Raw genomic sequence first — 24,480 nt, forward strand, 5'->3', positions numbered from 1 at the left:
TTGTCGCCCCGCCGGCACGCGCGGCCGGCGGGGACTGGGTTTTAGGACTCGACCAGCGTGCCGATGTTCTCGCCCTTGACGGCCCGGGCAATGTTACCGTCTTCGAGCAGGTTGAACACGATGATGGGCATGTCGTTGTCCATGCACAGGGAGAAGGCCGTCGCGTCGGCGACCTTGAGGCCCTTCTCGATGACCTCCCTAGGGGTGATGCGCTTGAACTGCTCGGCCTCGGGGTGGGACTTCGGGTCGGCGGAGAACACCCCGTCGACGGCCTTGGCCATGAGCAGCACCTCGCAGCCGATCTCCAGGGCGCGCTGCGCGGCCGTGGTGTCCGTGGAGAAGTACGGCATGCCCATGCCCGCGCCGAAGATGACGACGCGGCCCTTCTCCAGGTGGCGGCGCGCGCGCAGCGGCAGGTAGGGCTCGGCGACCTGCGCCATGTTGATGGAGGTCTGCACGCGGCACTCGACGCCCTCCTGGAGGAGGAAGTCCTGCAGCGCGAGGCAGTTCATCACCGTGCCGAGCATGCCCATGTAGTCCGAGCGGGAGCGATCCAACCCCCGCTGCTGCAGCTGCGCGCCGCGGAAGAAGTTGCCGCCGCCGATGACGACGGCGACCTCGGTGCCCTCGCGGGCGATCTCGGCGATCTGGCGGGCGACGTTCTGCACGACGTCGGGGTCGATGCCCACGCTGCCGCCGCCGAACATCTCGCCGCCGAGCTTGAGCATCACCCGGTGGTAGCCGGCGCTGCGCTTCTGCGGGTCGCTCTCGCTATCGGCGGGCTCCGAGGGGGTGGACATGGCTGGCACTCACGCTCCTTGGTTCGGCGGCGGCAGGACTGCCTGGTTAGGTCTTCCTCACGCGCCCGCCCCGGGCCCCAGGTGCGGGCCGCGGGGCGGGCGTTACCGCCGACCCATCCTAGCCGGCCGCCCCGGGCTGCGCCATTTCCCGCCCGCGTGCCCGCCCGCCGGCGGCGCGCGGGGCGAGATAGACGAAGGCGGCCCGCCCGGGGATCCCGGCGGGCCGCCTCAATCAAGGTTTGTTCCTTGATTGTTGACCTTACTGGCCGACCTCGAAGCGCTCGAAGCCGGTGAGCGTGATGCCCGCCTCGTCGACGAGCTGCTGGACGGTCTTCTTGTTGTCCTCGACCGAAGGCTGGTCGAGGAGGACGACGTCCTTGAAGAAGCCCTTGAGGCGGCCCTCGACGATCTTCGGGATGGCCTTCTCGGGCTTGCCCTCCTGGCGGGTGATCTGCTCGGCGATCTCCCGCTCCTTGGCGACGACGTCCTCGGGCACGTCGTCCTCGGTGAGATACTTCGCCTTGAGCGCGGCGACCTGCATGGCCACGGCGTGGGCGGCGGCCTCGGCCTTCTCGCCGGAGCCGGTGTAGGCGACGAGCACGCCGACGGCCGGCGGCAGGTCGGAGGCGCGCTGGTGCAGGTAGGTCGAGACGTTCTCGCCCTCGACGGTCGCGGTGCGGCGCAGCTCGAGCTTCTCGCCGATCTTCGCGGAGAGCTGCTGGAGGAGCTCGGAGGCCTTGGTGCCGTCGACGTCGACGTCGGCGAGCTCCTCGGCGGAGTTCGCCTTCGCCGCGGCTGCGGCGTCGGCGATCTTCTGGGCGGTCTCCTTGAACTCGGCGTTCTTCGCGACGAAGTCGGTCTCCGAGTTCACCTCGATGAGCGTGTTGCCGGACGCGGCGATGAGGCCCTCGAGCGCGTTACGCTCGGCGCGCTTGCCGACGTCCTTCGCGCCCTTGATGCGCAGCGCCTCGACGGCCTTGTCGAAGTCGCCGTCGGAGTCGGCCAGCGCGTTCTTGCAGGCGGTCATCCCGGAGCCGGTGAGCTCGCGGAGTTTCTTCACGTCCGCTGCGGTGTAGTTCGCCATGGGTGGGCGATCCTCCTTGAGGTTCGAATCCTAACTTGAGGGGAACGAGGGGCTTGGGCCCCGGCGGGGCTGGCCCGCCGAGAACCGGGCCGCGCCCGACTCTAGGCGGTCGCGGCCCGAAAGGCGCGGCCTACTTGTCGGCGGCCTCGGCCTTCTTCTCCTCGGCGCTGCCCTCGGAGCCGGCCTGCGCGGCGTCCTGCTCCGCGGCCTTCTCCTGGTCCTCGGCCTGCTTGGCCTCGGTGTCGCCGGCGGCGTCCTGGTCGGCGGCGCGCTTGCGCTCCTCGCGCTCCTTCTTACCCTCGATCGCGGCCTCCGCGATGATCTTGGTGAGGAGGTTGACGGAGCGGATCGCGTCGTCGTTGCCCGGAACCGGGTAGGCGACCTCGTCGGGGTCGCAGTTGGTGTCGAGGATCGCGACGACCGGGATGTTGAGCTTGTTCGCCTCGCTGACGGCGATCTGCTCCTTGGTGGTGTCGACGACCCAGAGGGCGGACGGGGTGCGGGTCATGTCCGCGATGCCGCCGAGCACCCGCTCGAGCTTCACGCGCTCGCGGGTGAGGGTGAGGATCTCCTTCTTGGTGCGGCCGCGGTAGCCGTCCTCGGCCTCCTCCATGGCCTGGAGCTCCTTCATGCGGCCCAGGCGCTTGGAGACGGTCTGGAAGTTGGTGAGCATGCCGCCGAGCCAGCGGTGGTTGACGTACGGCATGCCGGCGCGCTCAGCCTCGGTCTGGACGGCCTCCTGCGCCTGCTTCTTCGTGCCGACGAAGAGGATGTTGCCGCCGTGGGCGACGGTCTCCTTGACGAAGTTGTAGGCCTCATCGATGTAGGTCAGCGTCTGCTGCAGGTCGATGATGTAGATGCCGTTGCGGTCGGTGAAGATGAAGCGGCGCATCTTCGGGTTCCAGCGGCGCGTCTGGTGGCCGAAGTGGACACCCGCGTCGAGAAGCTCACGCATGGTCACGACTGCCATGGTGGTTCCTCCTTGAAGTTCTCGTCTTTTGGTTTCTGGCCCGCGCCGCGGGGGCCTAAAGCCCGCGGCGCCGCACGGATTTTGTCCCCCGCCCTGCCGGGTCCCCGGCGGGTGAAAGGGCATTGCCCGCGCCCTGGCGGCCGTCCTCGCGAGGGCCACACCCGGGAGGCGATCCCCGGGACCAAGTGTCCCCCGGTACCCCGCGCGCCCCTGCTGGGGCTCGCGGCGGCGACGGTCGCGCGTAGTCAGCGCCTCGATCGCCCGGACCCGCAGGCGTCTACCTGCGGGGACGATCGGCACACTGCGAGCGGTAATGCTACCCCCGCGCACCCCCGCGCCGCCAACCGGGTACCCCCGGGAGTTTCCACAGGTCACACACCCCGCGCCCCACTAATCACACCCGTCACACCGTCCCCGCGCGGTAGGCCCCGCTCCCCCGCCGCGGCGCTCGGGTTGCGGTTGGCTCGCGCTCGTGGTTACCCGACCAGCCCGCCGCCGCCCCGGGGCCGCCATCGCCGCGGCGCTTCTCGCCTGGCTGCTGCTCGCCGCCCCGGGCCCGCCGGCCCGTGCCATCGAGCCGCCCGCCCCGGCACCACCCGTGGCCTACTCGGACCCGGTCTCGGGGCTGCGCTCGGCGAGCCCGGTGCTGCGCGCCTTCGACCCGCCCGAGCGCGACTGGCTGCCCGGGCACCGCGGCGTGGACCTCGAGGCGGCGCCCGGCCGGCCGATCCTCGCCGCCGGCGACGGGATAGTCGCGTTCGCCGGGCCGGTCGCCGGTGTCGGGGTCGTCTCCATCGACCACTCAGACGGGCTGCGCACCACCTACCAGCCGGTCGTCCCGGCGGTCGCCGCCGGCGAGCAGGTGTCCCGCGGGCAACGCATCGGGGTCTTAGGCGGCCCGGTGCGCGGCGAGCCGGGCCTGCACTGGGGCCTGCGTCCCACCGCCGACCCGGTCGGCTACCTCAACCCGCTGAGCCTCTTAGAGCCGCCGCGCATCCGCCTCAAGCCTTCCGCGGGCCTGCCCGCCGGCCGGGCCAGCGCAGGGCGTTACGGCTAGGCGCGCGGGTGGGCCTGGCGGTAGACCTCGGCGAGCCTGGCCGCGGAGACGTGCGTGTAGATCTGCGTCGTGGCGAGCGACTCGTGGCCGAGCACCTCCTGCACGACGCGCAGGTCCGCGCCCCCGTCGAGCAGGTGGGTCGCGGCGCTGTGGCGCAGCCCGTGCGGGCCGACGCCCTCCCCGGACTCCCCGGCGGTCGCGTCCTTGACGACGCGGCGGGCCTGGCGCTGGTCGAGGCGCCCTCCGCGCGCCCCGAGGAACACCGCCCCGGCCGGGCCGTCGGGCCTAGCGAGCACCGGCCTGCCCTCCTCGAGCCAGGCCCGAAGCGCCCGGGCGCAGGGCCTGCCGAAGGGCACGACGCGCTGCTTGTTTCCCTTACCGAGAACGCTCATCCGCCGACCCGCGAGGTCGACGTCGTCGACGTCGAGGCCGCACAGCTCGGAGACGCGGATGCCGGTGGCGTAGAGCGCCTCGAGGATCGCGGCGTCGCGCAGCCGGACGGCGCGCTCCCGGGGGCTGGGCGGCTCCCCGCCGTCCGCCGCGGCCTCGCCCTCGGCGTCGCCGCCACGCCCGGCCTGGGGCTTGGCTCCCGCGGCGCGTTCCGCCTCGTCGAGCACGCCCGCGACCCGCGCCTCGCCCAAGACCTCGGGGAGGTGCCGCCCCGGCGCCGGCGAGCGCAGCCTCGCTGCCACGTCGTCGTCGAGGTGCCCCTCGGCGACCGCCCACGAGGAGAACGCCTTCGCCGCGGCGACGCGGCGCGCGATCGTCGCGCGGCTTAAGCCCCGCTCGGCGGCGTCGGCGAGCCAGACGCGCAGCGCCTCGAGCGTGAAGGACGCGAAGTTGGGCGCGACCTCGGAGAGGCCGAGGAGGTCGGAGCGGTAGCCGCGCGCCGTGGCCCGGGAGCGGCCCTTGACGAGCACGAGGTGTTCGCAGAAGTCCTCGACCGCCGCGGCCAGCTGCCCCGCGGGGCGCCCGTCGTCGTGCTCGCCGCCCGTCATGAGGATCCAGCCTAGCGCCCCAGGGAGGGCAGCGCGCCCGCGCGCCGCCAGCCCTCGGGCTCGGGGCAGACGAGCCCGCGCCTGGTGAGAGACACCAGCGCGCTCGCGGCGAGGCGCTCCGGCAGGCCCGCGCAGGCCGCGACGCGGCGTGTCCCGAGCCGACCCGTGGGGTGGAGCGCGTCGAAGACGCGCAGCTCGGTGCGGCTGAGCCGAGGCGCCCCGCCGGGCCCGTCGGCGACCGGGGCGCCGCCGTCGATCGCGCCGACGAGGCAGCGCACGTCGTCGGCGTCGACGACGAGCTGCGCCTCCCCGGCCGCGACCTTCTCGTGGCCGCCGCGGAAGCCCGGCTCGGTGAGCGGGCCGGGCGCGACCATCGGCACCCGTCCCAGGCCCGCGGCCCAGGTGAGCACGTTGATCGCCCCGCTGCGCGGCGCCGCCTCGACGGCGACGACGCCCGGGGCGAGCGCCGCGATGAGCCGGTTCCTCGTGAGAAAGCGGTGGCGCTGCGGCGGGGAACCTGGCGGGTATTCGCTCACCACCGCCCCGCCCCGGGCGGCGACCTCGTCCAGGAGCCGGCGATGGTGAGCGGGGTGCGCCCGGTCGACGCCGCAGGCGAGCACCGCGACCGTCGCGCCGCCGGCGCTGAGCGCGGAGCGGTGGGCGATGGCGTCGATGCCGCTCGCCCCGCCGGAGACCACAGCCAGCCCCCGCGCCGCGAGAGATCGGGCGAGGTGGGCGGCCGCCTGGTTGCCGTAGCGGCCAGGCCGCCTCGCGCCGACGAGCGCGACGCTCCTGGCGCTGAGCCGGTCGAGGCGCGCGCCGCGCACCCACAGGGCGTGCGGGGCGGCGGCGTCCTCCTCGTAGGAGCGCAGGTGGGGGCTGATCCCCCGCGCGGCGAAGCCGAAGGCCTGGTCGAGCCGCGCGGCCGGCCACTCGTCGTGGCCGGGGTAGATGAGCCGCGCGCCCACGGCGCGCGCGGCGGCGAGGTCGTCGCGCTCGGCGTCGTAGTCGTGGCGCGCCTCCGTCTCCGAGAGCAGCGCGCCGAGCCACGGGGCGCGGCGGCGAACGGCCTCGGCGATCTCGACGAGGTCGCGGCCGGCGTCGAGGTGGCGCTGCAGCGCCCGGGAGGGCCCCTCGACGACGTGGCCAAGGTACGCGGCGGCGAGCTCCTCCGGGCTAGACACGGGCCCGCCGCCGGCAGCCGACCGCTCCTACGGGCCCACGCAGCGACGGGCGCGCCTCACCCACGGCGAGCTCCGCATCGAAGAAGAGGTGGACCACCCCGCCGGGGCCGTGGAACCGGTCGACGACCGCGAGGGAGAGGACGTCGACGCGCCACGGGGCGCGCGGCGCGCCGGCGAGCCACGCGCGGGCCGCGGCGACGGCCTCCGGGGCGGCGACGGGAAGGCCAGCCCCGGCCGGCAGCGCGTCCCGGTGGAGGCGCACGTCGACGGCGACGTAGCACTCCCCCTCGAGCGCGACGAGCGGCGCAGGGCCCGCCGGCTCGAGGCTGAGGATGCGGGCGCCGCGGTCGCGGTAGTAGCAGGCGGCGAACGAGCGGGCCTGGCGGGCCTCGAGCTCGGTATCGGTGGGGCGGGTGCGGGCGGCATCAACGGCGCTCATGGCTCCTCCACGGCGGGTTCTCGGGCGATCGGTCTCGCGCCGCCGTGGGGCTCGCCCTGCGGCGATGCCCGCCTCGCGGCGCGGGCTCGATCCTCCCGCGCCCGTGGCCGCGCCGCGCGGCGCCGGGGCGCCCGCGCTGTGGGCAAGCCGGAGCGGGTCCGCGGTTGTCCACAGCCGCGGCGCCGCCGCCCGCGCCCGGCCGCCGAAGAGGCGTTTTAGTCGGGGACGACGAACTCGGGCTTGTCGAGCTCCTCGATGTTGACGTCCTTGTAGGTGATGACCCGCACGTAGCGCACGAAGCGCGCGGGCCGGTACATGTCCCACACCCACGCGTCCGACATGCGCACCTCGTGGTAGGTGTCGGGGCCCGAGCTGTGCGGGATGAGCTCGACGGCGTTGGCGAGGTAGAAGCGCCGCTCGGTCTCGACGACGTAGCTGAACTGGGAGACGACGTCCCGGTACTCCCGGTAGAGGGAGAGCTCCGCGTCGGCCTCGTAGTTATCCAGCTCTTCAGCGCTCATCGTGCTCCTTTAAGCGGAATCGGTGGTTGGTGCCTCCCCGGCGCCGGCGGCGCCGGGGGCCTGATCGGCCCGCCACGCCTCGGTGGCGGCGGCGACGTTCGAGTAAGTGTAGCGGTGGATCGGGGTCGGGCCGTGCAGGCGCACCGCGGCGGCGTGCTGCGCGGTGCCGTAGCCCTTGTGGCGCTCGAGACCGTAGCCGGGAAACACCCCGCCGAGCGCGGCCATGGTGCGGTCGCGGGAGACCTTGGCGATAACACTCGCCGCGGCGATGCAGCGCACCCTCGCGTCGCCCTTCGTCACCGCCAGGCTCGGGGCGGGAAGGTCGGGGACGCGAAACCCGTCGGTGAGGACGAAGCCCGGGGCGAGATCCAGGCGCTCGACGGCGCGGCGCATGCCCTCGAGGTTCGCGACGTGCACCCCGACCCGGTCGATGACTCCCGCGGGGACCATCACCACAGACCACGCGAGCGCCGCCTCGAGGATCTTGGGGTAGAGCGCCTCGCGGCGCGCGGGGGTGAGCTTCTTCGAGTCGTCGAGCCCGGAAAGCTCCGGGAGATCCTCGTCGGGCAGCGCGCACGCGGCGATCGTCATGGGGCCGGCGCACGCGCCCCGGCCGGCCTCGTCGACGCCGGCCACCGGCCCGAGGCCCTCGGCATAGAGCTCCCGCTCGAGGCGGCGCAGGTCGTGGCCCTTCTCCTCCGCCACGAGGCTAGCGCTGCGGCTGGAGGTCGACGTGCTCGACGCCGCCGATGCGCGAGGGCGGCCACACCTTCGCCACGACGCGGCCCTTGATGTTGTCGATGGGCACGGTGCCCTGGAACTCGTCGCCCAGGTGCGCCCTCGAGTCCGCCGAGCCGGTGCGGTTGTCGCCCATGACGAACACGTTGCCCTCGGGCACCTGCACGGGCCCGAAGTACTCCCCGCCGCACGCGTTCGACCCGCCCGAGGAGCCGGCGGCGTACTGCGGCGGGTCGAGCACGAACGACTGGTCGGTGGGCTCCCCGTCGACCATGACCGCGGGGTCGCCGGCCTGGCAGGACACGACCTGGCCGGGCCCCGCGACGACGCGCTTGACGAGGTTGTTCTCGTCCGGGTCCGCGAAGCCGAGCACGGAGCCCACGGTCTGCAGCGCGGAGACCACCGCGTTGTCCGAGCGGTGGGAGACCCACTGCCCGTTCCACGACTCAGGCCCGCGGAAGACGACGACGTCGCCGGGCTCCGGGTCGGAGAAGTAGTAGCTGACGTTCTCGACGAAGATGCGGTCGCCCGTGCAGCCCTCGCAGCCGTGCAGCGTGGGCTCCATCGACGCGCTGGGGATGACGTAGAGCCGCCCCACGACGTTCTGGAACACCGACAGGATGATGCAGGTGAGCAGGATGATCGCGGGGATCTCCACCCACCAGGGCGTGGGCTTGGGCCCCGGCTCGGCGGCGTCCTCGGCCCGCTCGTTCGGCTTGGTCACCTCGCCGATGCTAGCAGCGCGCCCGTTTAAGTCCGGAAGCCGCGCCCCGCGGCGCGGCCGCCGCCCGGCCCGGGGGCGCGGCGTCGCGCGGCGCCCGCCGTGGGAAAGAAAAAGACCCCGGCCGCTCGGCGCGGGGCTCGCGTCGAGGGCCGGGGCCTGCTGCCCGCCCGCGCGGGGCGCGGGGCGGGCTGGGGGCTACTTGCGCTCCTTGATGCGCGCGGCCTTGCCGCGGAGGTTGCGCAGGTAGTACAGCTTCGCGCGGCGCACCTTGCCGCGGCGGGTCACCTTGATCGAGGCGATGTTCGGGGAGTGCACCGGGAAGGTGCGCTCCACGGCGATGCCGAAGGAGATCTTGCGGACGGTGAAGGTCTCGCGGATGCCGGAGCCCTGGCGGCGGATGACGACGCCGGTGAAGAGCTGGGTGCGCTCGTTGCTGCCCTCGATGACCTTGACGTCGACGGCGACGGTGTCGCCGGGGCGGAAGTCGGGGATGTCGTCGCGCAGCTGGGCGGCGTCCACGCGGTCGAGAATGTGGTTCATGTAAGTCTCGTATTCCTTACTTGTGGTTTCCGGGACAGAGGACCCTGGCGGCACTTCCCCACCGCCCGCGGCCTCCCAAGGGGGCCGCCGGCGTTTATCGGGGCGCTCGGCCGGTTCGTATCCGTTCCAACGCAAAACCCGGCGGGCGCGCGAGATCGTGCGCGGCGTCGGGTTCGACCGATCTATCCTGCCACATCCCGCCCCGCGGGCCAAGCCGGCGCCAACTCCCCGCCCGCGGTTCCGTTAAGTCGTCCGAGACTGCCCGCCAATCTTTTGGCGTGGGTCACACAGGCGCGCTAGTCTGCAGGCGTCCCACACGGGCGCCCGAGGCATCGGGCTGAGATCGCGCTGCCGCGCCGCCGGTCGTTTCCTTCTCTTTTCTTCATGTTTTCGGCCGGGCGGGCGCGGGGAGCCGCGCGAGCACCGTTCGAACCTGTCCGGTTAGTACCGGCGTAGGAAGAAGAGGAGCGCTTCACTAGCCATGCCCATCTCCGATCGCGACGAGAACCTCGACCAGGCGACCGAGATCCACCCGAAGCACCGCTACAGCCCGATCCGCCGAGGCGGGCTCGAGGTCCCGGAGACCGAGATCACCCTCGACGACTCCCCGACCGGGCCGAACGAGCCGTTCTACACCTACCGCACCCGCGGGCCGGAGTGCGACGTCACCGAGGGCCTTGCGGGCCTGCGCAGCGAGTGGATCGAGGAGCGCGGCGACACCGAGACCTACGAGGGCCGCGCCGAGCACCCGCTCGACGACGGGCGCCCGCGGCTCCAGGCGAGCCCCGAGTCGCGGTGGCGCGGCACGAACCGCCCGCCGCGCCGCGCGACCGAGGGCCGCCGGGTCACCCAGATGCACTACGCGCGCCGCGGGATCGTCACCAAGGAGATGGAGTTCGTCGCGCTGCGCGAGCACACCACCCCCGAGCACGTCCGCTCCGAGGTCGCGAAAGGCCGGGCGATCATCCCCAATAACGTCAACCACCCCGAGAGCGAGCCGATGATCATCGGCCGGAAGTTCCTCACGAAGATCAACGCGAACATCGGGAACTCGGCGGTGACGTCCTCCATCGAGGAGGAGGTCTCGAAGCTTCGGTGGGCGACCCGCTGGGGCGCGGACACGGTCATGGACCTCTCGACGGGCAAGGACATCCACACCACCCGCGAGTGGATCCTGCGCAACTCGCCCGTGCCCATCGGCACCGTGCCCATCTACCAGGCGCTCGAGAAGGTCGGCGGCGAGGCGGAGAAGCTCACCTGGGAGATCTTCCGCGACACGGTCATCGAGCAGTGCGAGCAGGGCGTGGACTACATGACCATCCACGCGGGGGTTAGGCTGCCGTTCGTGCCGCTGACCACCAAGCGCGTCACGGGCATCGTCTCGCGCGGCGGGTCGATCATGGCCGGCTGGTGCCTCGCCCACCACAAGGAGTCCTTCCTCTACGAGAACTTCGACGAGCTCTGCGAGATTTTCGCCCGCTACGACGTGGCGTTCTCGCTGGGCGACGGGCTGCGGCCGGGCTGCCTCGCCGACGCGAACGACGCCGCCCAGTTCGCGGAGCTCAAAACCATCGGGGAGCTCACCCACCGGGCGTGGGAGCACGACGTGCAGGTCATGGTCGAGGGCCCCGGCCACGTGCCGCTGGACAAGGTGCAGGTCAACAACGAAAAGGAGCAGGAGTGGTGCGGCGACGCGCCGTTCTACACGCTCGGGCCCCTGGCCACGGACATCGCTCCCGGCTACGACCACATCACCTCCGCGATCGGCGCCGCGACCATCGCGATGGGCGGCACGGCGATGCTCTGCTACGTCACCCCGAAGGAGCACCTGGGCCTGCCCAACCGCGACGACGTGAAGACCGGGGTGATCACCTACAAGATCGCCGCGCACGCCGCGGACGTCGCCAAGGGGCACCCCGGGGCACGCGCCTGGGACGACGCGATGAGCAAGGCGCGCTTCGAGTTCCGGTGGAACGACCAGTTCGCGCTCTCCTTGGACCCGGAGACCGCGCAGGCCTACCACGACGAGACGCTGCCCGCGGAGCCGGCGAAGACCGCGCACTTCTGCTCGATGTGCGGGCCGAAGTTCTGCTCGATGCGTATCTCCCAGGACATTCGAGATACATTCACGGAGACCCTCGGCATGCCCGGCATCGTCCCCGACGAGGTCGCCCGCGTAGCGGAGCCCGCCGACGCGGAGGCCGGGATGGCGAGGAAGTCCCGCGAGTTCCGCGAGCGGGGCTCGAACATCTACCTCCGGGAGGACCATGGCGACAACTAGGCGCCTCGACCTGCGCTGCTACCTCGTCACCGGCCCCGGCGAGCCGGCAAAGATCGCGCGCATCGCGGCGGCCGCCGCGGCCGGCGGCGCGGGCGTCGTGCAGGTGCGCAGCAAGCCGATCGCCGCGCGCGACCTCTATGAACTAGCCCGGCGGGTCGCCCGCTCGGTCGCGGACGCGAACCCGAAAACCCGCGTGCTCGTCGACGACCGCGCGGACGTCGCCGCCGCGCTCATCGCCGAGGGGGAGAACGTCCACGGCGTGCACCTCGGCCAGGACGACCTGCCGCCGAAGGCGGCGCGCCGCCTGCTCGGGGGCGAGGCGATCGTCGGGCTGACGACCGGGACGCTCGAGCTCGTGCGCGGAGCGAACGAGGTCGCCGAGCACATCGACTACATCGGCGCCGGGCCCTTCCGCCCCACCCCCACCAAGGACTCCGGCCGCGAGCCGCTAGGGATCGACGGCTACCCGCCGCTCGCCCGGGAGAGCGCCGTGCCGGTCGTCGCGATCGGCGACGTCACCCCGCGCGATGCCGAGCCGCTCGCGGGCACGGGTATTGCGGGCGTGGCGCTCAGCCGCGCGCTCATGCGCGCCGCCGACCCGGAGGCCGCCGCACGCGAGGTGCTCGCGGGCTTCGAGCGGGGGCGGTCCTAGGTGCGCGCCATCGTCATCGGCGCCGGGGCCGTGGGGCTCGCCTGCGCCTTCGAGCTCACCGAGCGGGGCCTCGACGTCGAGGTCGTCGACCCCGACCCCGCCGGCGGGGCGACGCACTTCGCCGGCGGCATGCTCGCCCCCGTCGCGGAGGTGCAGTACCGCCAGGAGCCGCTCTACCCCATGATGCTCGAGGCGGCCGAGCTCTACCCGTCGTTTATTGAACGGCTCTCGGGCGCGACGGACCTGCCGACCGGCTACGACACGGCTGGCACGCTCGTCGTCGCCGCGGACCGCGCTGACGCGCGCCACCTCGCGGAGCTCGCAGAGCACCAGGGCCGCTTCGCCCGCGCGCCTAAGCGTCTCACCGTGCGCGAGGCGAGGCGCCTGGAGCCGGGGCTTTCCCCCGGGCTCGCGGGCGCAGTGTCCATCGAGGGCGACCACCAGGTCTTCCCCCGCGCGCTCGCCGAGGCGCTCCTCGACGCCTTAAAGAACCGCGGCGCGCGACTCGTCCGCGAGAGCGCCACGCGGCTTCGCACCGCCGCCGGCCCCGGCTCCCCCGTCACCGCCGTGGAGACCACCGCGGGCGAGATCGACGCCGACGGCGCGGTCGTCGTCCTCGCCAACGGGCTCGGCGCGCACCAGGTAGGCGGCTGGTTCGAGGGGCCCTCCCCGCTGAAGCTTCGGCCCGTCTTCGGCGACATCCTTATTGCCGAGTCCCCCGCCGGGGAGCCGCCGCTCGTGAAGCGGGTGATCCGCGGCTTCGTCAACGACCGGCCGATCTACCTCATCCCCCGCGGGCGGCGCCTCGCGATCGGCGCGACATCCAGGGAGGACGAGCGCGACCGCCCGCCGCTCGGCGCTATCTACGGGCTGCTGCGCGACGCGGTCCGCGTCTGCCCCGGTATTGAGGAGCTCGGCCTCGTCGAGGCCGGCACGGGCGCCCGCCCCGGCACTCCCGACGACCTGCCCTACCTCGGCAAGGTCGCCGAGAACCTCGTGATCTCGACGGGGTACTTCCGCCACGGGATCCTGCTCGCGCCGCTCGCCGCGGCGCTCGCGACCGGGGAGACCGGCGGGCGCCTCGCCGAGGTCGCCGCGCCCGCCGACCCCCTGCGCCACGCCGGGCGCGGATAAACACAGAGCGGGCGGCCCCGCGGCGCGCGGCGCCGAGTTCCGAGAACAACGCGCGGCCGCGCCCGCCCGCGGGGCCCGCCCGCGCCCCTAGGCTGGGCACCAACACCTACGCGCCGCCGCCAACGACCAGGAAGGACGATCGAGAAGAGCCATGAGCACACCGACCACGGTCAGCTTCACCGTCAACGACGAGCCCGCCACCGGGGCGGGCGTCACGGTCGGCGCGCTCGTCGACGAGCGCGCCGAGTCCCGCAAGGGCGTGGCCGTCGCCGTCGACGGCGACGTCGTGCCGCGCTCCGAGTGGGACGAGCGCGTCGTCGCCGACGGCGAGGCCGTCGACATCCTCACCGCCGTGCAGGGCGGCTAAGCAGAAGCCGCCGCAACCGCACCGCCTCGGGACCGAACAACTAGAGGGGAAGGTCTTGTCAACCATGCTCACCATCGGGGAGACGTCCTATAGCTCCCACCTCATCATGGGCACCGGCGGGGCGACCTCCCAGTCGATCCTCGAGGACGCCCTCGTCGCCTCCGGCACGGAGCTCACCACCGTCGCGATGCGCCGCCACCAGGCCCAAGCCAAGGGTTCGGGCGAGTCGGTCTTCGCGCTGCTTGAGCGGCTCGGCATCGCGCCGCTGCCCAACACGGCCGGCTGCCGCACCGCGAGGGACGCGGTGCTCACCGCGCGGCTCGCGAGGGAGGCGCTCGGCACGGAGCTGATCAAGGTGGAGGTCATCCACGACGAGGACACGCTGCTTCCCGACACCACGGAGCTCGTCGACGCCTGCGAGCTGCTCGTCGGCGAGGGCTTCACGGTGCTCGCCTACACCAACGACGACCCGGTCGCCGCCGCCCGGCTCGAGGAGGTCGGCGCCGCGGCGATCATGCCCGGCGGCGCGCCGATCGGCACGGGGCTGGGCGTGCTCAACCCGCACAACATCGAGCTCATCTGCTCGAGGGCGAACATCCCGGTGATCCTCGACGCGGGCGTGGGCACCGCCTCGGACGCGGCGCTGGCCATGGAGCTCGGCTGCGACGGGGTGCTGCTCGCCAGCGCGATCAACCGCTGCCAGGACCCGGTGGCGATGGCCTCGGCGATGCGCCACGCCGTGGAGGCCGGCCGGCTCGCCGCGCAGGCGGGCCGGATCCCCACCCGCCGCCACGCGGAGGCCTCCTCGACGTTCGAGGGCCTGGCCAGCTGGCCCGACCAGGTGCTCTAGAACGACCCGGGCCGAGCGAATCCCGCGCGGCCGCCGCGACCGCCACGACAAAAGGCCCTCGCCCCGGCTTGGGGCGCGGGCCGTTTCTCGTGCGCGGCGGGGTCTAGCCCGCGGCGGGGACGACCTCGCGGGCGCGGCCGTCGGCCATGGTCACCGCCCGGTCGACGACGTCGAGCTGCGAGCGGTCGTGGGTGACCATGACGGTCGCGACGCCCAGCTCGTCGGTGAGCCCGCGCAGCAGCTCCACGACGCGGCGGGAGAGCTCGTGGTCGAGCGCGGAGGTCGGCTCGTCGGCGAGCAGCAGCTTCGGCTCCCCCATGAGCGCGCGGGCGATGTTCACCCGCTGGCGCTGCCCGCCGGAGAGCTCATGCGTGCGCCGCGAGCCGAGGCCCTCAAGCCCCACGCGGGCGAGCAGCTCGTCGGCGCGGCCCCTCCGCGGCTTGATGCCGCGCAGGTGATCGGCGATGAGCAGCTGCTCGCGGGCGGTCAAGGAACCCAACAGGTTGGGCTGCTGGAAAACCACGCCGATCTCCTCGCGGCGCACCCTCGCGCGCTCGTTCTCCTCGCCGGGGTCGAGCCGGCGGCCGGCGACGGAGACCCCGCCGGAGTCGGGGGCGATGAGCCCCGCCGCCACGGAGAGCAGCGTCGACTTCCCCGAGCCGGACTCCCCGACGATCGCGACGAGCTCGCCCGCGTCGGCGTTCATGGACACCCCGTCGAGGGCGCGCAGCGTGCGGTCCCCGTCCGGGAAGGTGATGGTGGCGTCTTGGATGTCGAGGATCATGCGGCGGCTCCTAGGGCCTCGTTGGGGTCGATGGACACGACGCGGCGCGTCGCGACGAACGCGCCGACGGCGCCGAGCGCGGCGACGCCGAGCGCCGGGACGATGACGGTGGCGGCGGTGAGCTCAAACGGCACGGCCGTGGCGGCAAGGGCGCCGAGCCCCGCGCCGGCCGCGGAGCCAACGCCCGCTCCCGCGGCGAGCACGATGCCGGCCTGGGCGAGCGCGTCGCGCAGCACGTAGCCCTTCGACGCGCCGAGCGCGCGGAGCACCGCGAGGTCCCTGGTGCGCTGGATCGTCCACACGCTCAAAAACGCGAGCACGACGAGCGCGGAGATGCCGTAGAGCAGCGCCTGGATGCTAAGCAGAGAGCCGCGCTCCGAGGCGTAGGCCGGAAGCCCCATGAGCGCCTCGCTCGTGGACGCGGCGACGGTGCCGGCCGGCGGGTTGTCCGCGGCGTCCTGCGCGCCCTCCCCGCTCGCGAGAAGCACGGTGGGGCGCTCGGCGTGGGCGATGTCGTACCAGCGATCGATCGGCACCCACGCGACCGGCTGGTGCGAGTACCACTCGGTCGCGGCCTCCCCCGCGACGGGAAGCTCCGTGCCGCCGAGCAGCACCGCGCCGGGGGCGTCGCCCTCGAGGAGCTCGTCGGGCAGCAGCACCCCGTCGCCTGGCACCTCCCCGCCGCCGGGCAGCGGGGTGCCGGCGGGAAGCCCCATGACCGCGAGCGGCTCGGTGGCACCCGCGCCGGGCTCGCCGACGGGCACCTCGAGGCGGGTCTGGGCCACGCCCAGCTCGGTGACCTCCACCCCGGGAAGCGAGTCCCACTCGCTTTGCGCCTCAGGGGAGACGACCGAGTCGGTGAACGACACCTCCGCCTCGTTGGACGCGCCGGGCGCGCCGAAGACGAACCGGTCGGGGCCCAGCGCCTCGAGCGCGGAGGTGTTCTGCTTGCCGAGGCCCGCGGTGAGCCCGGTGAGCATGACGATGAGCAGCGTGATGAGCGCGACGACGCCGGAGACGAGCCCGAAGCGGCCCGCGGCGGCGCGGATATCGCGCACGGCGAGATACATGTCGAGAAGCCTTCCTACCTGCGAAACGTTTGTGGTCCGACGCGGCCTTCCCCGCCGGCCTGGTGGCCTGCGGGGCGCCCCGCCGGGCGACGTCATCCATGCTTCTCCGTGAGCGGCCTCGGGTAATCGGCTCGCCGCCCGATTTCCCGATCAACCACCTGGTTGATTGCCCGGGGCGGTCGGGCGCGGCTAGCGTCCGGGGTCGTGACGCGCCCCGCCCCGCTCGAAGCGATCCTCTCCACCCTCCGCGGCGCCGTGCACGCCGTGCTCGCCGCGCTGCTCGTCGTCGCCGCTTTAAGCTTCCTCGCCGAGAACCCCGCGGGCGGCAGGACGGCCCTCGGCCTGGGGCTCGCCGGCGTCCTCGGCGCCGCCTACCTCCTAGGGGTGCTCGCCGCGCCCCTCGGGCCGCCGCGCTGGGCGGGCATCGCGTGGCTCGCGGCGCTCGTCGCGCTCTGGGCCGCGCTCGTCGTCGTGAGCGACTCCTTCGTGTGGCTGCTCTTCCCCCTCGTCTTCGTCGTGCTCTCCCAGCTCCCGCCCGCCGCGGGCGCGGCGGCCCTCGCCGCGATGTGGGCGCTCGCCGCCCTCGTGCCCTACCGCGACAACGGCGTCGCCGGCGTCGTCGGCCCCGCCTTCGGGGTGCTCGTCGCCGCCGGCGCCTACTGGGGCTACCGGGCCCTAAGCGCCGAGGCACAGCAATTTCGGCGCCTCGCCGAGGAGCTCCGCGAGGCACGCGGCCGCCTCCTCGAGGCGGAGAACGCCGCGGGACGCCTCGCAGAACGCCAGCGCCTCTCGGCGGAGATCCACGACACCCTCGCCCAGGGCTTCAACTCCATCGTCCTGCTCTCCCGCGCCGCGCGCGGCCAGCTCGCCGGCATCGACGCCCCGGGCGAGCAGGCGGCAAAGCTCCGCTCCCACGTCGCCGCCATCGAGGACACCGCCTCGGACAATCTCGCCGAGGCGCGCCGCCTCGTCGCCGGGCGCGCCGCCCCCGCCCGGCCCCTGTCCGAGGCGCTCCGCGAGCTCGCCGCGAAGGCCCGGCGCCGCGAGAGGGATCTCGGCCGCGACGTCCTCATCGAGGTCGACGCCCCCGAGGCCGGCCCGCTGCCCGACAGCGCCGCCGCGGCGCTCTACCGCATCGCCGCCGAGGCGCTCGCCAACGCGCTGCGCCACGGCGAACCCAGCCGCGTGCGCCTCACCCTCAACCACTTCGGCGACGAGGTCGCCCTCGACGTCTTCGACGACGGCCGAGGCTTCGACCCCGACGCCGTCGAAACCACCGCCGAGCACGGCTTCGGGATCGCCGGCATGCGCCGCCGCGCGGCCGCCGCCGGCGGGGAACTCACCGTCGACTCCGAGCCCGGCGCCACCGTCGTCGCCGCGACGATCCCGCTGCGCTAGGCTTCGCGGGCAGAACCCCTCCCCTCCCCCGGCGGGGCCGCCCCTCTCCCAAGCGCGAGGCGCACCCCGCGGCGGCCACTTTCGCGGGGGCCGGACAAGGCGGAAAGGAGCCCGAGACACAGCCACATGATCAGGGTCATGCTCGTCGACGACCACCCCGTCGTGCGCGCCGGGCTGCGCGCCATCCTCGATTCCTTTAACGACGTCACCGTCGCCGCGCAGGCCGACAACGGCGCCGAGGCGCTCGCGCGGGCCACCGACCCCGACGCCGAACCCATCGACGTCGTCGTCATGGGCGTCCAGATGCCGAAGATGGGAGGGATCGAGGCGACAAAGCGGATCAAGGAGGCCGGCGGGCCGCCGGTGCTGGTGCTCACGACTTACGACGCGGAGGCCGACATCGTCGAGGCACTCGCCGCGGGGGCGCTGGGCTACCTGCTCAAGGACGCGCCCGAGGAAGAGCTCCACGAGGCGGTGCGCGCCGTCGCGCGCGGCGAGCGCCCGATGTCCTCCCGCGTGGCGGGGGTGCTCGCCGAGCGGGTCACCCGCCCCGAGGTGGCGCTCTCCTCCCGGGAGATCGAGATCCTCCGCGCCCTCGAGTCGGGTGCGAACAACCGGGAGCTCGCCAAGCAGCTGTTCATCTCGCCGGCAACGGTGAAGACGCACCTCGTGCACATCTTCCAGAAGCTCGGCGTCGACAACCGCACCTCCGCCGTCGTGGAAGCCCGGCGGCGGCGCATCATCGGCTAGTTTTCCGCCGCCGGAGGTGGCCACGGTCGGTCGCCATCGTCCGTGCCCATAATCCATGCCGAACGTCATCCGCTAATCGGCACATCGGCACGTTCTCATCGTTCGGAATTCTCCTCCCGAAAAACCGAATCGTATCCCTCCCTCAGTCGCGCCGAATAGGCTGCGTCGCATACATGACCCCGGCATCGCCGCCGACGCGAGCCGGCGAGGACAGGATGAGTACGGAGCTGGAAGTGACGGTCACCGCGATCATGGATACGGGTTTTAGCGTCGTTCGCCAGGGCGTCTGCCTGGCTCTGCTCGGCGGCATGATCGCCGCGATCGTGTCGTGGGGCCCCGCGGCCGAGGACGCCGCCGGCCCGATCGGCAACGGTCTCGAGACAGTCGCGGAGACCGCCGAACACTAGGCCGGCGCCGACGTCGGCGGGAGCGTCATAGAGCAATTCCTCGCTGCGGTTTTCGGCCGCCCACCCTTCCTCCCTCGACCGGGGGAATATCCCACCGTTCGGTGATAAAGAACACTATTCGCAGGTGAGAAGGCACTTCCCACGAGTTTCGCCTGCGCTCGCCCAACCCGGGCGCCGATTCGCGCTTAGCATGGTGGGCGTACGCGTTCGCCGAGGCCGGCCGCCGGGTTCCTCTGGTCTGGGTCGGTTGCCGCCCGGCGAGAGCTTCACCGCAATCGACTTATTTGGGGATGGTTTTTCTATGACCGACATTAAGAACGTCACCGTGCTCGGCGCCGGCGTGCTCGGCGCGCAGATCGCCTACCAGGCCGCCTTCGCTGGCAAGCACGTCGTCAGCTACGACATCAACGACGACGCGCTCAAGGCCGCGAAGGAGCGCTTCGACAAGCTCGACAAGACCTACGCCAATGGCCTCGAGGAGGCCAGCGAGGAGCGCATCAAGGAGACTCGCGAGCGCCTCTCGCAATCGAGCGACCTCGCGGAGGCCGTCTCGGACGCGGACCTGGTCATCGAGGCCGTGCCCGAGAAGGTCGAGCTGAAGAAGGACATCTGGTCCACCGTGGGCAAGGCCGCCCCGGAGAAGACCATCTTCACCACCAACACCTCGACGCTGCGCCCGTCGGACTTCAGCGAGGCGACGGGGCGCGAGGACCGCTTCCTCGCCATGCACTTCGCCAACGAGCTGTGGCACTACCGCACCGCGGAGATCATGCCGACGACCAAGACCGACGAGGAGGTCCGCAAGACCGTCGTCGAGTACGCCCGCGAGATGGAGATGATCCCCGTCGAGATCAAGCGCGAGCACCCCGGCTACATCCTCAACAGCCTGCTCGTGCCGTTCCTCGAGGCCGCGCAGCGCCTCTGGGATTCGGACATCGCCGACCCCGCCGAGGTCGACCGCGACTGGCGGGAGTCCACCGGCTCCCCGATCGGGCCCTTCCAGGAGATGGACGTCGTCGGGCTGCGCACCGTCTCGACCATCGGGCAGAACAACGAGGACGAGGAGATGGCCCGCATCGCGAAGCGGATCGAGGAAGAGTACGTCAAGAAGGGCAAGACCGGCGTCGAGGCCGGCGAGGGCTTCCTGACCTACGACGAGGATGGCAACCTCAAGGAGCGCTAAACACCGCTCAGGGGCGTGCGTCGCGGTTTCGCGCGGCGCCGCCTCGGGTGCGACGACGGGGCGTGGCTGGCCCGGGGGCCGGCCGCGCCCCTATCCTTTTCTCACACCCACTCGGGCCCGACCGGGGGTAGTTGTCGCGCGGCAGCCGGGCCCGGGAGACATCCACGATCGTCGAGGTGACAGTGGCGAATCTAGACAAGCAGGAACTCACCAGGGTCGCCAGGCAGCTCGCGCTGCCGGGCTACGACCTCGACGAGCAGGAGCGCCTCGCCGACGCGCGCGTGCTCGTCATCGGCGCCGGTGGGCTGGGCTGCCCGCTCATGCAGTCGCTGGCGGCCGCCGGCGTCGGGCACGTCGAGGTCATCGACGACGACACCGTCGACATCAGCAATATCCACCGCCAGATCCTCTTCGGCGCGTCCGACCAGGGCCGCCTCAAGGTCGAAGTCGTCGCCGAGCGCCTCAAGGCCCTCCAGCCGGGCATCGAGGTCACCGCCAGGCGCGGGCGGCTCTCCGCCGACAACGCCGTGGCGCTCACCCGCGATGTGGACCTCCTCATCGACGGCTCGGACAGCTTCGCGACGAAGTTCTTGAGCGCCGACGCCGCGGAGATCACCGGTACCCCGCTCGTGTGGGGCACGGTGCTGCGCTTCGACGGGCAGGCCGCGCTGTGGCACTGCGGGCCTACCGAGCGCGGCGTGGGGCTGCGCGACCTCTTCCCCGAGCAGCCCGACGCCTCGGCCGCGCCGGACTGCGCGACCGCCGGAGTGCTCGGCGTGACGACCGCGGTGATCGGCAACCTCATGGCCACCGAGGCGATCAAGTACCTCGCCGGCATCGGCGAGTCGGTCCCGGGGCGGGTCATGGCCTACGACGCGCTGCGCGGCAGCCTCCGCTCGTTCACGGTGCGCGCCGACCCCGCCCGCGAGCCGGTGACCGCGCTCCAGGAGACCTACGCCGACGTGTGCGGCGCGCCCGACCCGGGCCCCGACCCCGAGGAGCTCGTCGCCGCCGCGGAGCGCGGCGAGGCGCTCGCGCTCGACATCCGCGAGCCCCACGAGAAGCTGCTCGCCGACCTGCCGGAGTCGACCAACCCCAGGCGCCTGCCGCTGAGCGAGATCTCCTCGCCCGCGGACGTCGAGGCCGCGCTCGACGGCGCGGGCCGCGTCGTCGTCTACTGCGCCTCTGGGCGGCGCAGCTCGAACTTCGTCGAGGACTACGGGGAACTCGCCCGCGGTGTCGGCGCCGAGCTCGTGAACTTCCCCGGCGGGGCGAACGGCTGGGTTAAGGAGCACGGCTAGCGAAACCCCATCTGCCGATAACGACGCGGCCCCGGGCCCTGCACACCTGTACATGGGGCCGGGGCCGCTCGGCTACGCGACTGGCACCACTGCGGCGGGCAGGCCAATCAGCACGGAAGCCTAGCGGGGAGGCTCGAGTCTCCTGCCCGCCACGAGCATGGCAAAGCGTGCCGCAGGGATGCACGAGTTGAAACTGACTACATCCTTCCAGGCTCGGAGCTCGAGGGGGTTGCCTGATGAGAACGGTGTACTGCACGTTGCCGCGGCCGGCGCACGCACATGGCTAACGCGACCGGGAGCTACGCGAATGATCGAGTCAGCTTTTACACCACGACACGGTCCTCGACCCTCCGCGACGATCCCTCATCCACGCACCCAGGCCTGCCGCATCGGACTTGCGGGACGATAAACCCGACGACCACAATGATAATGTAGATCACATGTTGACTTAGCGGGTCAGGCAGCCTAACACGTGAGTTGTACTAGGAACTTAGACCTCTACGATATTACCGTCACCGTTCCTACCCCACAGGAGGAATTCATGCATACGTCTATGAATGAATTTCTCTCCACGAGAGGGGCAATCAACATCGGAATCAAGGGATCGCGAGCCACAGTGGAAGTCGCACCGTCGAATTATCATATCACAAACTCTCACTCACGGTTTCCCTGAACAATCTGTAGCGAGGATGATACATGACCTCCACGCAACTCTCCCGCACTTCGGCACCCAAGTGGTTCGTCGTCACCGGATTGGCACTTGGAGTTATCAGTCTATTTACAGTCGCATTCTTCCCCCTGATCGGTCTTCTATCTGGAGTTGCTTCTATAGTTTTGGAAACATGCTCCCTAGTTGCGCCGCGGGCCTCAGACCCGAGCGCCCCCAGTCGAACAATTGCCATCGCAGCGATCGCCCTGGGCGGCGTGACGGTGTTGTTATTCGCACTACTAGCATTGAATCTCGTCCCGTTCGCTCAAACACCCTAGCCAAGGGCCGTTTCTGATGCCCGGTCGGAGTGGTAACTCCACACAATCGCGGGGCAGCCTTCCTTTGTTATCGTTACCGCCGTGTTTAACGACGCCTCGATAGGCGACGATCACAAGCAGCCGGAAGCTTGCAGCTAGCGATACCCCACCAGTTGACAACGACGCGGCCCCGGGCCTGTATATAGGTCCGGGACCGATCGGCTACGTGGCCGGCCGCAGCGGGACCGACAAAACTGCGCGTCAGGCTAGCGGGAGGCTCGCTTCTCCTGCCCGCCGCCGAAACGGGGGTCGACCTTCTCGCGGATCTCGCTGAATGGCGCCTTCTTGTCCGCGAAGGACTCCTTGACGAGCGCCTCGGCGTGCTCGAACTCGCGCTGCACCTCGTCGCTCGGCTCGGCGGTGAGCTTGGAGACCACGTAGGTGACAATCAGCGAGGTGAGGAAGCCGGGCAGCGCCTCGTAGACGTGGTCGGTGAGCACGTCGATGGAGCCCCACACGAAGGACACGAGCGCACCGCTGACCATGCCGGAGACCGCGCCGGCGGTGTTGAGCTTCTTCCAGTAGAGCGCGTAGATCATCAGCGGCCCGAAGGCGGAGCCGAAGCCGGCCCACGCGAAGCTCACGAGGTCGAGGATGGAGTCCTGCGGGTTCCACGCGAACGCCCCGGCGAGCAGCGCGACGACGAGCACCGCGCCGCGCGAGGCGGCGACGAGGAACGTCTGGCTGGGCCGCGTCTTCGCGACGATGCGGTAGAGGTCCTCGATGAGCGAGGAGGCCACGACCAAGAGCTGCGAGCTCATGGTCGACATGATCGCCGCGAGCACCGCGGTGAGCAGCAGGCCGGCAATGAGCGGGTGGAAGAGGGTGCGGCCCATGTCGAGGAAGACGGTCTCGTAGTTCACCTGATCGGTGACCGTGAGCCCGGGGTTTTGCCCGAAGAACGTCGCGCCGACGATCGCCGTGGCCATGGCGCCGCCCATGCACAACACCACCCAGGTCACGCCGTAGGCGCGGGCCTCCCTCGCCTGGCTGGGCTTCTTGAGCGCCATGTAGCGCACGATGATGTGGGGCTGGCCGAAGTACCCGAAGCCCCAGGCGAGCTGCCCGATGATGTAGAGGATGACGACGAGGGACAGCTCGGGGATGGGGTTGAAGAAGTCGGGGTTGCCGATCCCCTCCTGCTCGATGGTGGCCGCCCAGTCGTTCTGGGTCGGGAAGCTGAAGATATCCGACGGGTCGTCGAGCGCGAAGAGCGCCATGACGGGCACGATGAGCAGCCCGACGAACATGATCGAGCCCTGCACGACGTCGGTATACGACACCGCGAGGAAGCCGCCGAAGAAGGTGTAGGCGACGGTGATCGCGCCGATGATGAGCAGCCCCAGGTGGAAGTCGCTTAAGCCACCGACCTCGAAGGCGCCGCCGAAGGTCGCCTCGTAGTAGCGGCCGCCCGCCACCATCCCGGAGGCCACGTAGATCCCGAAGAAGACGATGATGATGATCGCCGCGATGACGCGCAGCGAGCGGGAGCGGTCGTGGAGCCGGTTCTCAAAGAAGCTCGGCAGGGTCACGGAGTTGCCGGCGAGCTCCGAGTAGGCACGCAGTCTCGGCGCGACGAACGTCCACGACAGGAAGCAGCCGATCGCCAGGCCGAGCGGCTGCCAGATCTCCGCGAGCCCGGAGATGAACACGATGCCCGGCAGGCCCATGATGACCCAGCCGGACAGGTCGGACGCGCCCGCGGAGAGCGCCGCAGCGAACGGGTGGAGGCCGCGGTCGGCGAGCACGTAGTCGTCGTAGCTCGACGTGCGTCGGTAGCTCCACAGCCCGATCGCGATCATGATCGCCAGGTAGATCACCATGGCGATGAGGAACCAGGTACTTTCCGCCATCGCAGAACCCTTCACATGGTTACTTTGTGCTTGGAAACACCTTAGAGCCTACATCGCGAGCTAGATCACCCCTAGTGGCCCGTCGCGGACCGCCGCACATAGTGGGGATCTCCTCAGGGTGAGGAGAACCCTTCGCCGCTGAACAGAGCTGTCTGTATACGTTGGGTGATCCGCCGGCCGGCCTTGCGGCCGGTCCCCTGCCGCCGCCCCGCGGCCACCGGCGCCGCCGACGCCGCTGCCTTAAGGGGCGCTGGAACCGAAAGGAGTCACTCGAGCCGATGACGCTTGGTGCCAAGACCCAACCCGCCGGGCCCAGCTCGGGCGCCGCGGGCTCCAACGCCCCGGCCGCCCGGCCCCGCGGCGGCCGCG

24 protein-coding genes are annotated in these 24,480 nt (G+C 71.6%); 11 read left to right on the forward strand and 13 right to left on the reverse strand.

The annotated features are described in order from the left end of the window. Window positions 1-41: 41 nt before the first annotated feature. From pyrH to rpsB, 3 genes are all read right to left on the reverse strand, one after another. Window positions 42-800, reverse strand: coding sequence for a UMP kinase (pyrH, locus tag HMPREF9719_RS00635; RefSeq protein ID WP_004601810.1), 759 nt, complete (start codon window positions 798-800; stop codon window positions 42-44). A gap of 259 nt (window positions 801-1,059) precedes the next feature. After that, window positions 1,060-1,884, reverse strand: coding sequence for a translation elongation factor Ts (gene tsf / locus HMPREF9719_RS00640; protein WP_004600016.1), 825 nt, complete (start codon window positions 1,882-1,884; stop codon window positions 1,060-1,062). Between the two features lie 130 nt (window positions 1,885-2,014). Further along, a complete protein-coding gene (gene rpsB, locus HMPREF9719_RS00645; protein WP_004600017.1) occupies window positions 2,015-2,854 on the reverse strand; it encodes a 30S ribosomal protein S2 in 840 nt (279 codons plus the stop codon). 472 nt (window positions 2,855-3,326) lie between these two features. Between rpsB and HMPREF9719_RS00650 the strand changes: the two genes are divergently transcribed. Beyond that, window positions 3,327-3,911, forward strand: a complete 585-nt coding sequence (locus HMPREF9719_RS00650; protein WP_244848167.1) for a murein hydrolase activator EnvC family protein — start codon at window positions 3,327-3,329, stop codon at window positions 3,909-3,911. Here the strand turns inward: HMPREF9719_RS00650 and HMPREF9719_RS00655 are convergent. From HMPREF9719_RS00655 to rplS, 7 genes are all read right to left on the reverse strand, one after another. Next, window positions 3,908-4,909 carry a tyrosine recombinase XerC gene (locus HMPREF9719_RS00655; RefSeq protein ID WP_004600019.1) on the reverse strand — a complete coding sequence of 334 codons (1,002 nt, stop codon included), beginning with the start codon at window positions 4,907-4,909 and terminating at the stop codon, window positions 3,908-3,910. The genes HMPREF9719_RS00650 and HMPREF9719_RS00655 overlap by 4 nt on opposite strands. 11 nt (window positions 4,910-4,920) lie before the next feature. Next, a complete protein-coding gene (locus tag HMPREF9719_RS00660) occupies window positions 4,921-6,093 on the reverse strand; it encodes a DNA-processing protein DprA (RefSeq protein WP_004600020.1) in 1,173 nt (390 codons plus the stop codon). Next, window positions 6,086-6,532, reverse strand: coding sequence for a hypothetical protein (locus tag HMPREF9719_RS00665; RefSeq protein WP_004600021.1), 447 nt, complete (start codon window positions 6,530-6,532; stop codon window positions 6,086-6,088). The genes HMPREF9719_RS00660 and HMPREF9719_RS00665 overlap by 8 nt, the downstream gene beginning before the upstream one ends. Window positions 6,533-6,747: 215 nt before the next feature. Beyond that, window positions 6,748-7,053, reverse strand: coding sequence for a DUF2469 domain-containing protein (locus HMPREF9719_RS00670; protein WP_004600022.1), 306 nt, complete (start codon window positions 7,051-7,053; stop codon window positions 6,748-6,750). Between the two features lie 9 nt (window positions 7,054-7,062). Beyond that, window positions 7,063-7,758, reverse strand: a complete 696-nt coding sequence (locus HMPREF9719_RS00675; protein WP_004600023.1) for a ribonuclease HII — start codon at window positions 7,756-7,758, stop codon at window positions 7,063-7,065. A 4-nt stretch (window positions 7,759-7,762) separates the two neighbouring features. Further along, window positions 7,763-8,515: a signal peptidase I gene (gene lepB, locus HMPREF9719_RS00680; RefSeq protein ID WP_004600024.1), complete on the reverse strand. Its 753-nt coding sequence runs from the start codon at window positions 8,513-8,515 to the stop codon at window positions 7,763-7,765. 195 nt (window positions 8,516-8,710) lie between these two features. Next, window positions 8,711-9,055 (reverse strand): 50S ribosomal protein L19, encoded by a 345-nt coding sequence (rplS, locus tag HMPREF9719_RS00685; protein ID WP_004600025.1) that lies wholly within the window; start codon window positions 9,053-9,055, stop codon window positions 8,711-8,713. Window positions 9,056-9,536: 481 nt separating this feature from the next. On the opposite strand from rplS, the gene thiC reads away from it, so the two are divergent. The 5 genes from thiC (at window position 9,537) to HMPREF9719_RS00710 (ending at window position 14,339) form a co-directional block, all read left to right on the forward strand. Then, on the forward strand, window positions 9,537-11,336 hold the full coding sequence (gene thiC, locus HMPREF9719_RS00690; protein WP_004600026.1) for a phosphomethylpyrimidine synthase ThiC: 1,800 nt from the start codon (window positions 9,537-9,539) through the stop codon (window positions 11,334-11,336). After that, window positions 11,323-11,988 carry a thiamine phosphate synthase gene (locus HMPREF9719_RS00695; protein WP_004600027.1) on the forward strand — a complete coding sequence of 222 codons (666 nt, stop codon included), beginning with the start codon at window positions 11,323-11,325 and terminating at the stop codon, window positions 11,986-11,988. Before thiC ends, HMPREF9719_RS00695 begins: the two co-directional genes overlap by 14 nt. Continuing rightward, the gene (gene thiO / locus HMPREF9719_RS00700) at window positions 11,989-13,122 is read left to right on the forward strand and encodes a glycine oxidase ThiO (RefSeq protein WP_004600028.1); all 1,134 of its coding nucleotides are present in this window, start codon (window positions 11,989-11,991) and stop codon (window positions 13,120-13,122) included. Window positions 13,123-13,273: 151 nt separating this feature from the next. After that, window positions 13,274-13,489: a sulfur carrier protein ThiS gene (gene thiS, locus HMPREF9719_RS00705; RefSeq protein ID WP_004600029.1), complete on the forward strand. Its 216-nt coding sequence runs from the start codon at window positions 13,274-13,276 to the stop codon at window positions 13,487-13,489. Between the two features lie 64 nt (window positions 13,490-13,553). Next, window positions 13,554-14,339, forward strand: a complete 786-nt coding sequence (locus HMPREF9719_RS00710; RefSeq protein WP_004600030.1) for a thiazole synthase — start codon at window positions 13,554-13,556, stop codon at window positions 14,337-14,339. Window positions 14,340-14,442: 103 nt separating this feature from the next. Here the strand turns inward: HMPREF9719_RS00710 and HMPREF9719_RS00715 are convergent, their stop codons facing one another. Both HMPREF9719_RS00715 and HMPREF9719_RS00720 read right to left on the reverse strand, forming a co-directional pair. Beyond that, entirely contained in the window at window positions 14,443-15,123 is a 681-nt protein-coding gene (locus tag HMPREF9719_RS00715; protein WP_004600031.1) for an ABC transporter ATP-binding protein, read from the reverse strand. Continuing rightward, window positions 15,120-16,193, reverse strand: a complete 1,074-nt coding sequence (locus tag HMPREF9719_RS00720; protein WP_004600032.1) for an ABC transporter permease — start codon at window positions 16,191-16,193, stop codon at window positions 15,120-15,122. The genes HMPREF9719_RS00715 and HMPREF9719_RS00720 overlap by 4 nt, the downstream gene beginning before the upstream one ends. Before the next feature lie 204 nt (window positions 16,194-16,397). Here HMPREF9719_RS00720 and HMPREF9719_RS00725 point away from each other — a divergent pair, with 204 nt between their 5' ends. The 5 genes from HMPREF9719_RS00725 (at window position 16,398) to HMPREF9719_RS00745 (ending at window position 21,232) form a co-directional block, all read left to right on the forward strand. Further along, window positions 16,398-17,591 (forward strand): sensor histidine kinase, encoded by a 1,194-nt coding sequence (locus HMPREF9719_RS00725; RefSeq protein WP_004600033.1) that lies wholly within the window; start codon window positions 16,398-16,400, stop codon window positions 17,589-17,591. A 126-nt stretch (window positions 17,592-17,717) separates the two neighbouring features. Further along, window positions 17,718-18,341, forward strand: a complete 624-nt coding sequence (locus HMPREF9719_RS00730) for a response regulator transcription factor (protein WP_004600034.1) — start codon at window positions 17,718-17,720, stop codon at window positions 18,339-18,341. 215 nt (window positions 18,342-18,556) lie between these two features. Further along, entirely contained in the window at window positions 18,557-18,748 is a 192-nt protein-coding gene (locus HMPREF9719_RS00735; protein ID WP_004600035.1) for a hypothetical protein, read from the forward strand. A 301-nt stretch (window positions 18,749-19,049) separates the two neighbouring features. Continuing rightward, window positions 19,050-19,931: a 3-hydroxyacyl-CoA dehydrogenase gene (locus HMPREF9719_RS00740; protein ID WP_004600036.1), complete on the forward strand. Its 882-nt coding sequence runs from the start codon at window positions 19,050-19,052 to the stop codon at window positions 19,929-19,931. A gap of 182 nt (window positions 19,932-20,113) precedes the next feature. Continuing rightward, complete coding sequence (locus HMPREF9719_RS00745; protein WP_004600037.1) at window positions 20,114-21,232, forward strand: ThiF family adenylyltransferase; 1,119 nt, start codon at window positions 20,114-20,116, stop codon at window positions 21,230-21,232. Between the two features lie 1,232 nt (window positions 21,233-22,464). Here the strand turns inward: HMPREF9719_RS00745 and putP are convergent. After that, entirely contained in the window at window positions 22,465-24,111 is a 1,647-nt protein-coding gene (putP, locus tag HMPREF9719_RS00750; protein ID WP_004600038.1) for a sodium/proline symporter PutP, read from the reverse strand. Between the last annotated feature and the right edge of the window lie 369 nt (window positions 24,112-24,480).

Origin of the sequence: Corynebacterium otitidis ATCC 51513 (assembly GCF_000296405.1) — a bacterium.
In the GTDB taxonomy this organism is placed as follows: domain Bacteria; phylum Actinomycetota; class Actinomycetes; order Mycobacteriales; family Mycobacteriaceae; genus Corynebacterium; species Corynebacterium otitidis.

What these genes read in the sequence shown, in the direction of transcription:
- HMPREF9719_RS00735 (WP_004600035.1), top strand. Translation starts at nt 18,557, where the DNA reads ATGAGTACGGAGCTGGAAGTGACGGTCACCGCGATCATGGATACGGGT.
- HMPREF9719_RS00710 (WP_004600030.1), top strand. Translation starts at nt 13,554, where the DNA reads ATGCTCACCATCGGGGAGACGTCCTATAGCTCCCACCTCATCATGGGC.
- HMPREF9719_RS00655 (WP_004600019.1), bottom strand. Translation starts at nt 4,909, where the DNA reads ATGACGGGCGGCGAGCACGACGACGGGCGCCCCGCGGGGCAGCTGGCC.
- HMPREF9719_RS00730 (WP_004600034.1), top strand. Translation starts at nt 17,718, where the DNA reads ATGATCAGGGTCATGCTCGTCGACGACCACCCCGTCGTGCGCGCCGGG.
- HMPREF9719_RS00720 (WP_004600032.1), bottom strand. Translation starts at nt 16,193, where the DNA reads ATGTATCTCGCCGTGCGCGATATCCGCGCCGCCGCGGGCCGCTTCGGG.
- thiC (WP_004600026.1), top strand. Translation starts at nt 9,537, where the DNA reads ATGCCCATCTCCGATCGCGACGAGAACCTCGACCAGGCGACCGAGATC.
- HMPREF9719_RS00665 (WP_004600021.1), bottom strand. Translation starts at nt 6,532, where the DNA reads ATGAGCGCCGTTGATGCCGCCCGCACCCGCCCCACCGATACCGAGCTC.
- putP (WP_004600038.1), bottom strand. Translation starts at nt 24,111, where the DNA reads ATGGCGGAAAGTACCTGGTTCCTCATCGCCATGGTGATCTACCTGGCG.
- pyrH (WP_004601810.1), bottom strand. Translation starts at nt 800, where the DNA reads ATGTCCACCCCCTCGGAGCCCGCCGATAGCGAGAGCGACCCGCAGAAG.
- tsf (WP_004600016.1), bottom strand. Translation starts at nt 1,884, where the DNA reads ATGGCGAACTACACCGCAGCGGACGTGAAGAAACTCCGCGAGCTCACC.
- thiS (WP_004600029.1), top strand. Translation starts at nt 13,274, where the DNA reads ATGAGCACACCGACCACGGTCAGCTTCACCGTCAACGACGAGCCCGCC.
- HMPREF9719_RS00670 (WP_004600022.1), bottom strand. Translation starts at nt 7,053, where the DNA reads ATGAGCGCTGAAGAGCTGGATAACTACGAGGCCGACGCGGAGCTCTCC.
- rpsB (WP_004600017.1), bottom strand. Translation starts at nt 2,854, where the DNA reads ATGGCAGTCGTGACCATGCGTGAGCTTCTCGACGCGGGTGTCCACTTC.
- HMPREF9719_RS00695 (WP_004600027.1), top strand. Translation starts at nt 11,323, where the DNA reads ATGGCGACAACTAGGCGCCTCGACCTGCGCTGCTACCTCGTCACCGGC.
- HMPREF9719_RS00715 (WP_004600031.1), bottom strand. Translation starts at nt 15,123, where the DNA reads ATGATCCTCGACATCCAAGACGCCACCATCACCTTCCCGGACGGGGAC.
- rplS (WP_004600025.1), bottom strand. Translation starts at nt 9,055, where the DNA reads ATGAACCACATTCTCGACCGCGTGGACGCCGCCCAGCTGCGCGACGAC.
- HMPREF9719_RS00740 (WP_004600036.1), top strand. Translation starts at nt 19,050, where the DNA reads ATGACCGACATTAAGAACGTCACCGTGCTCGGCGCCGGCGTGCTCGGC.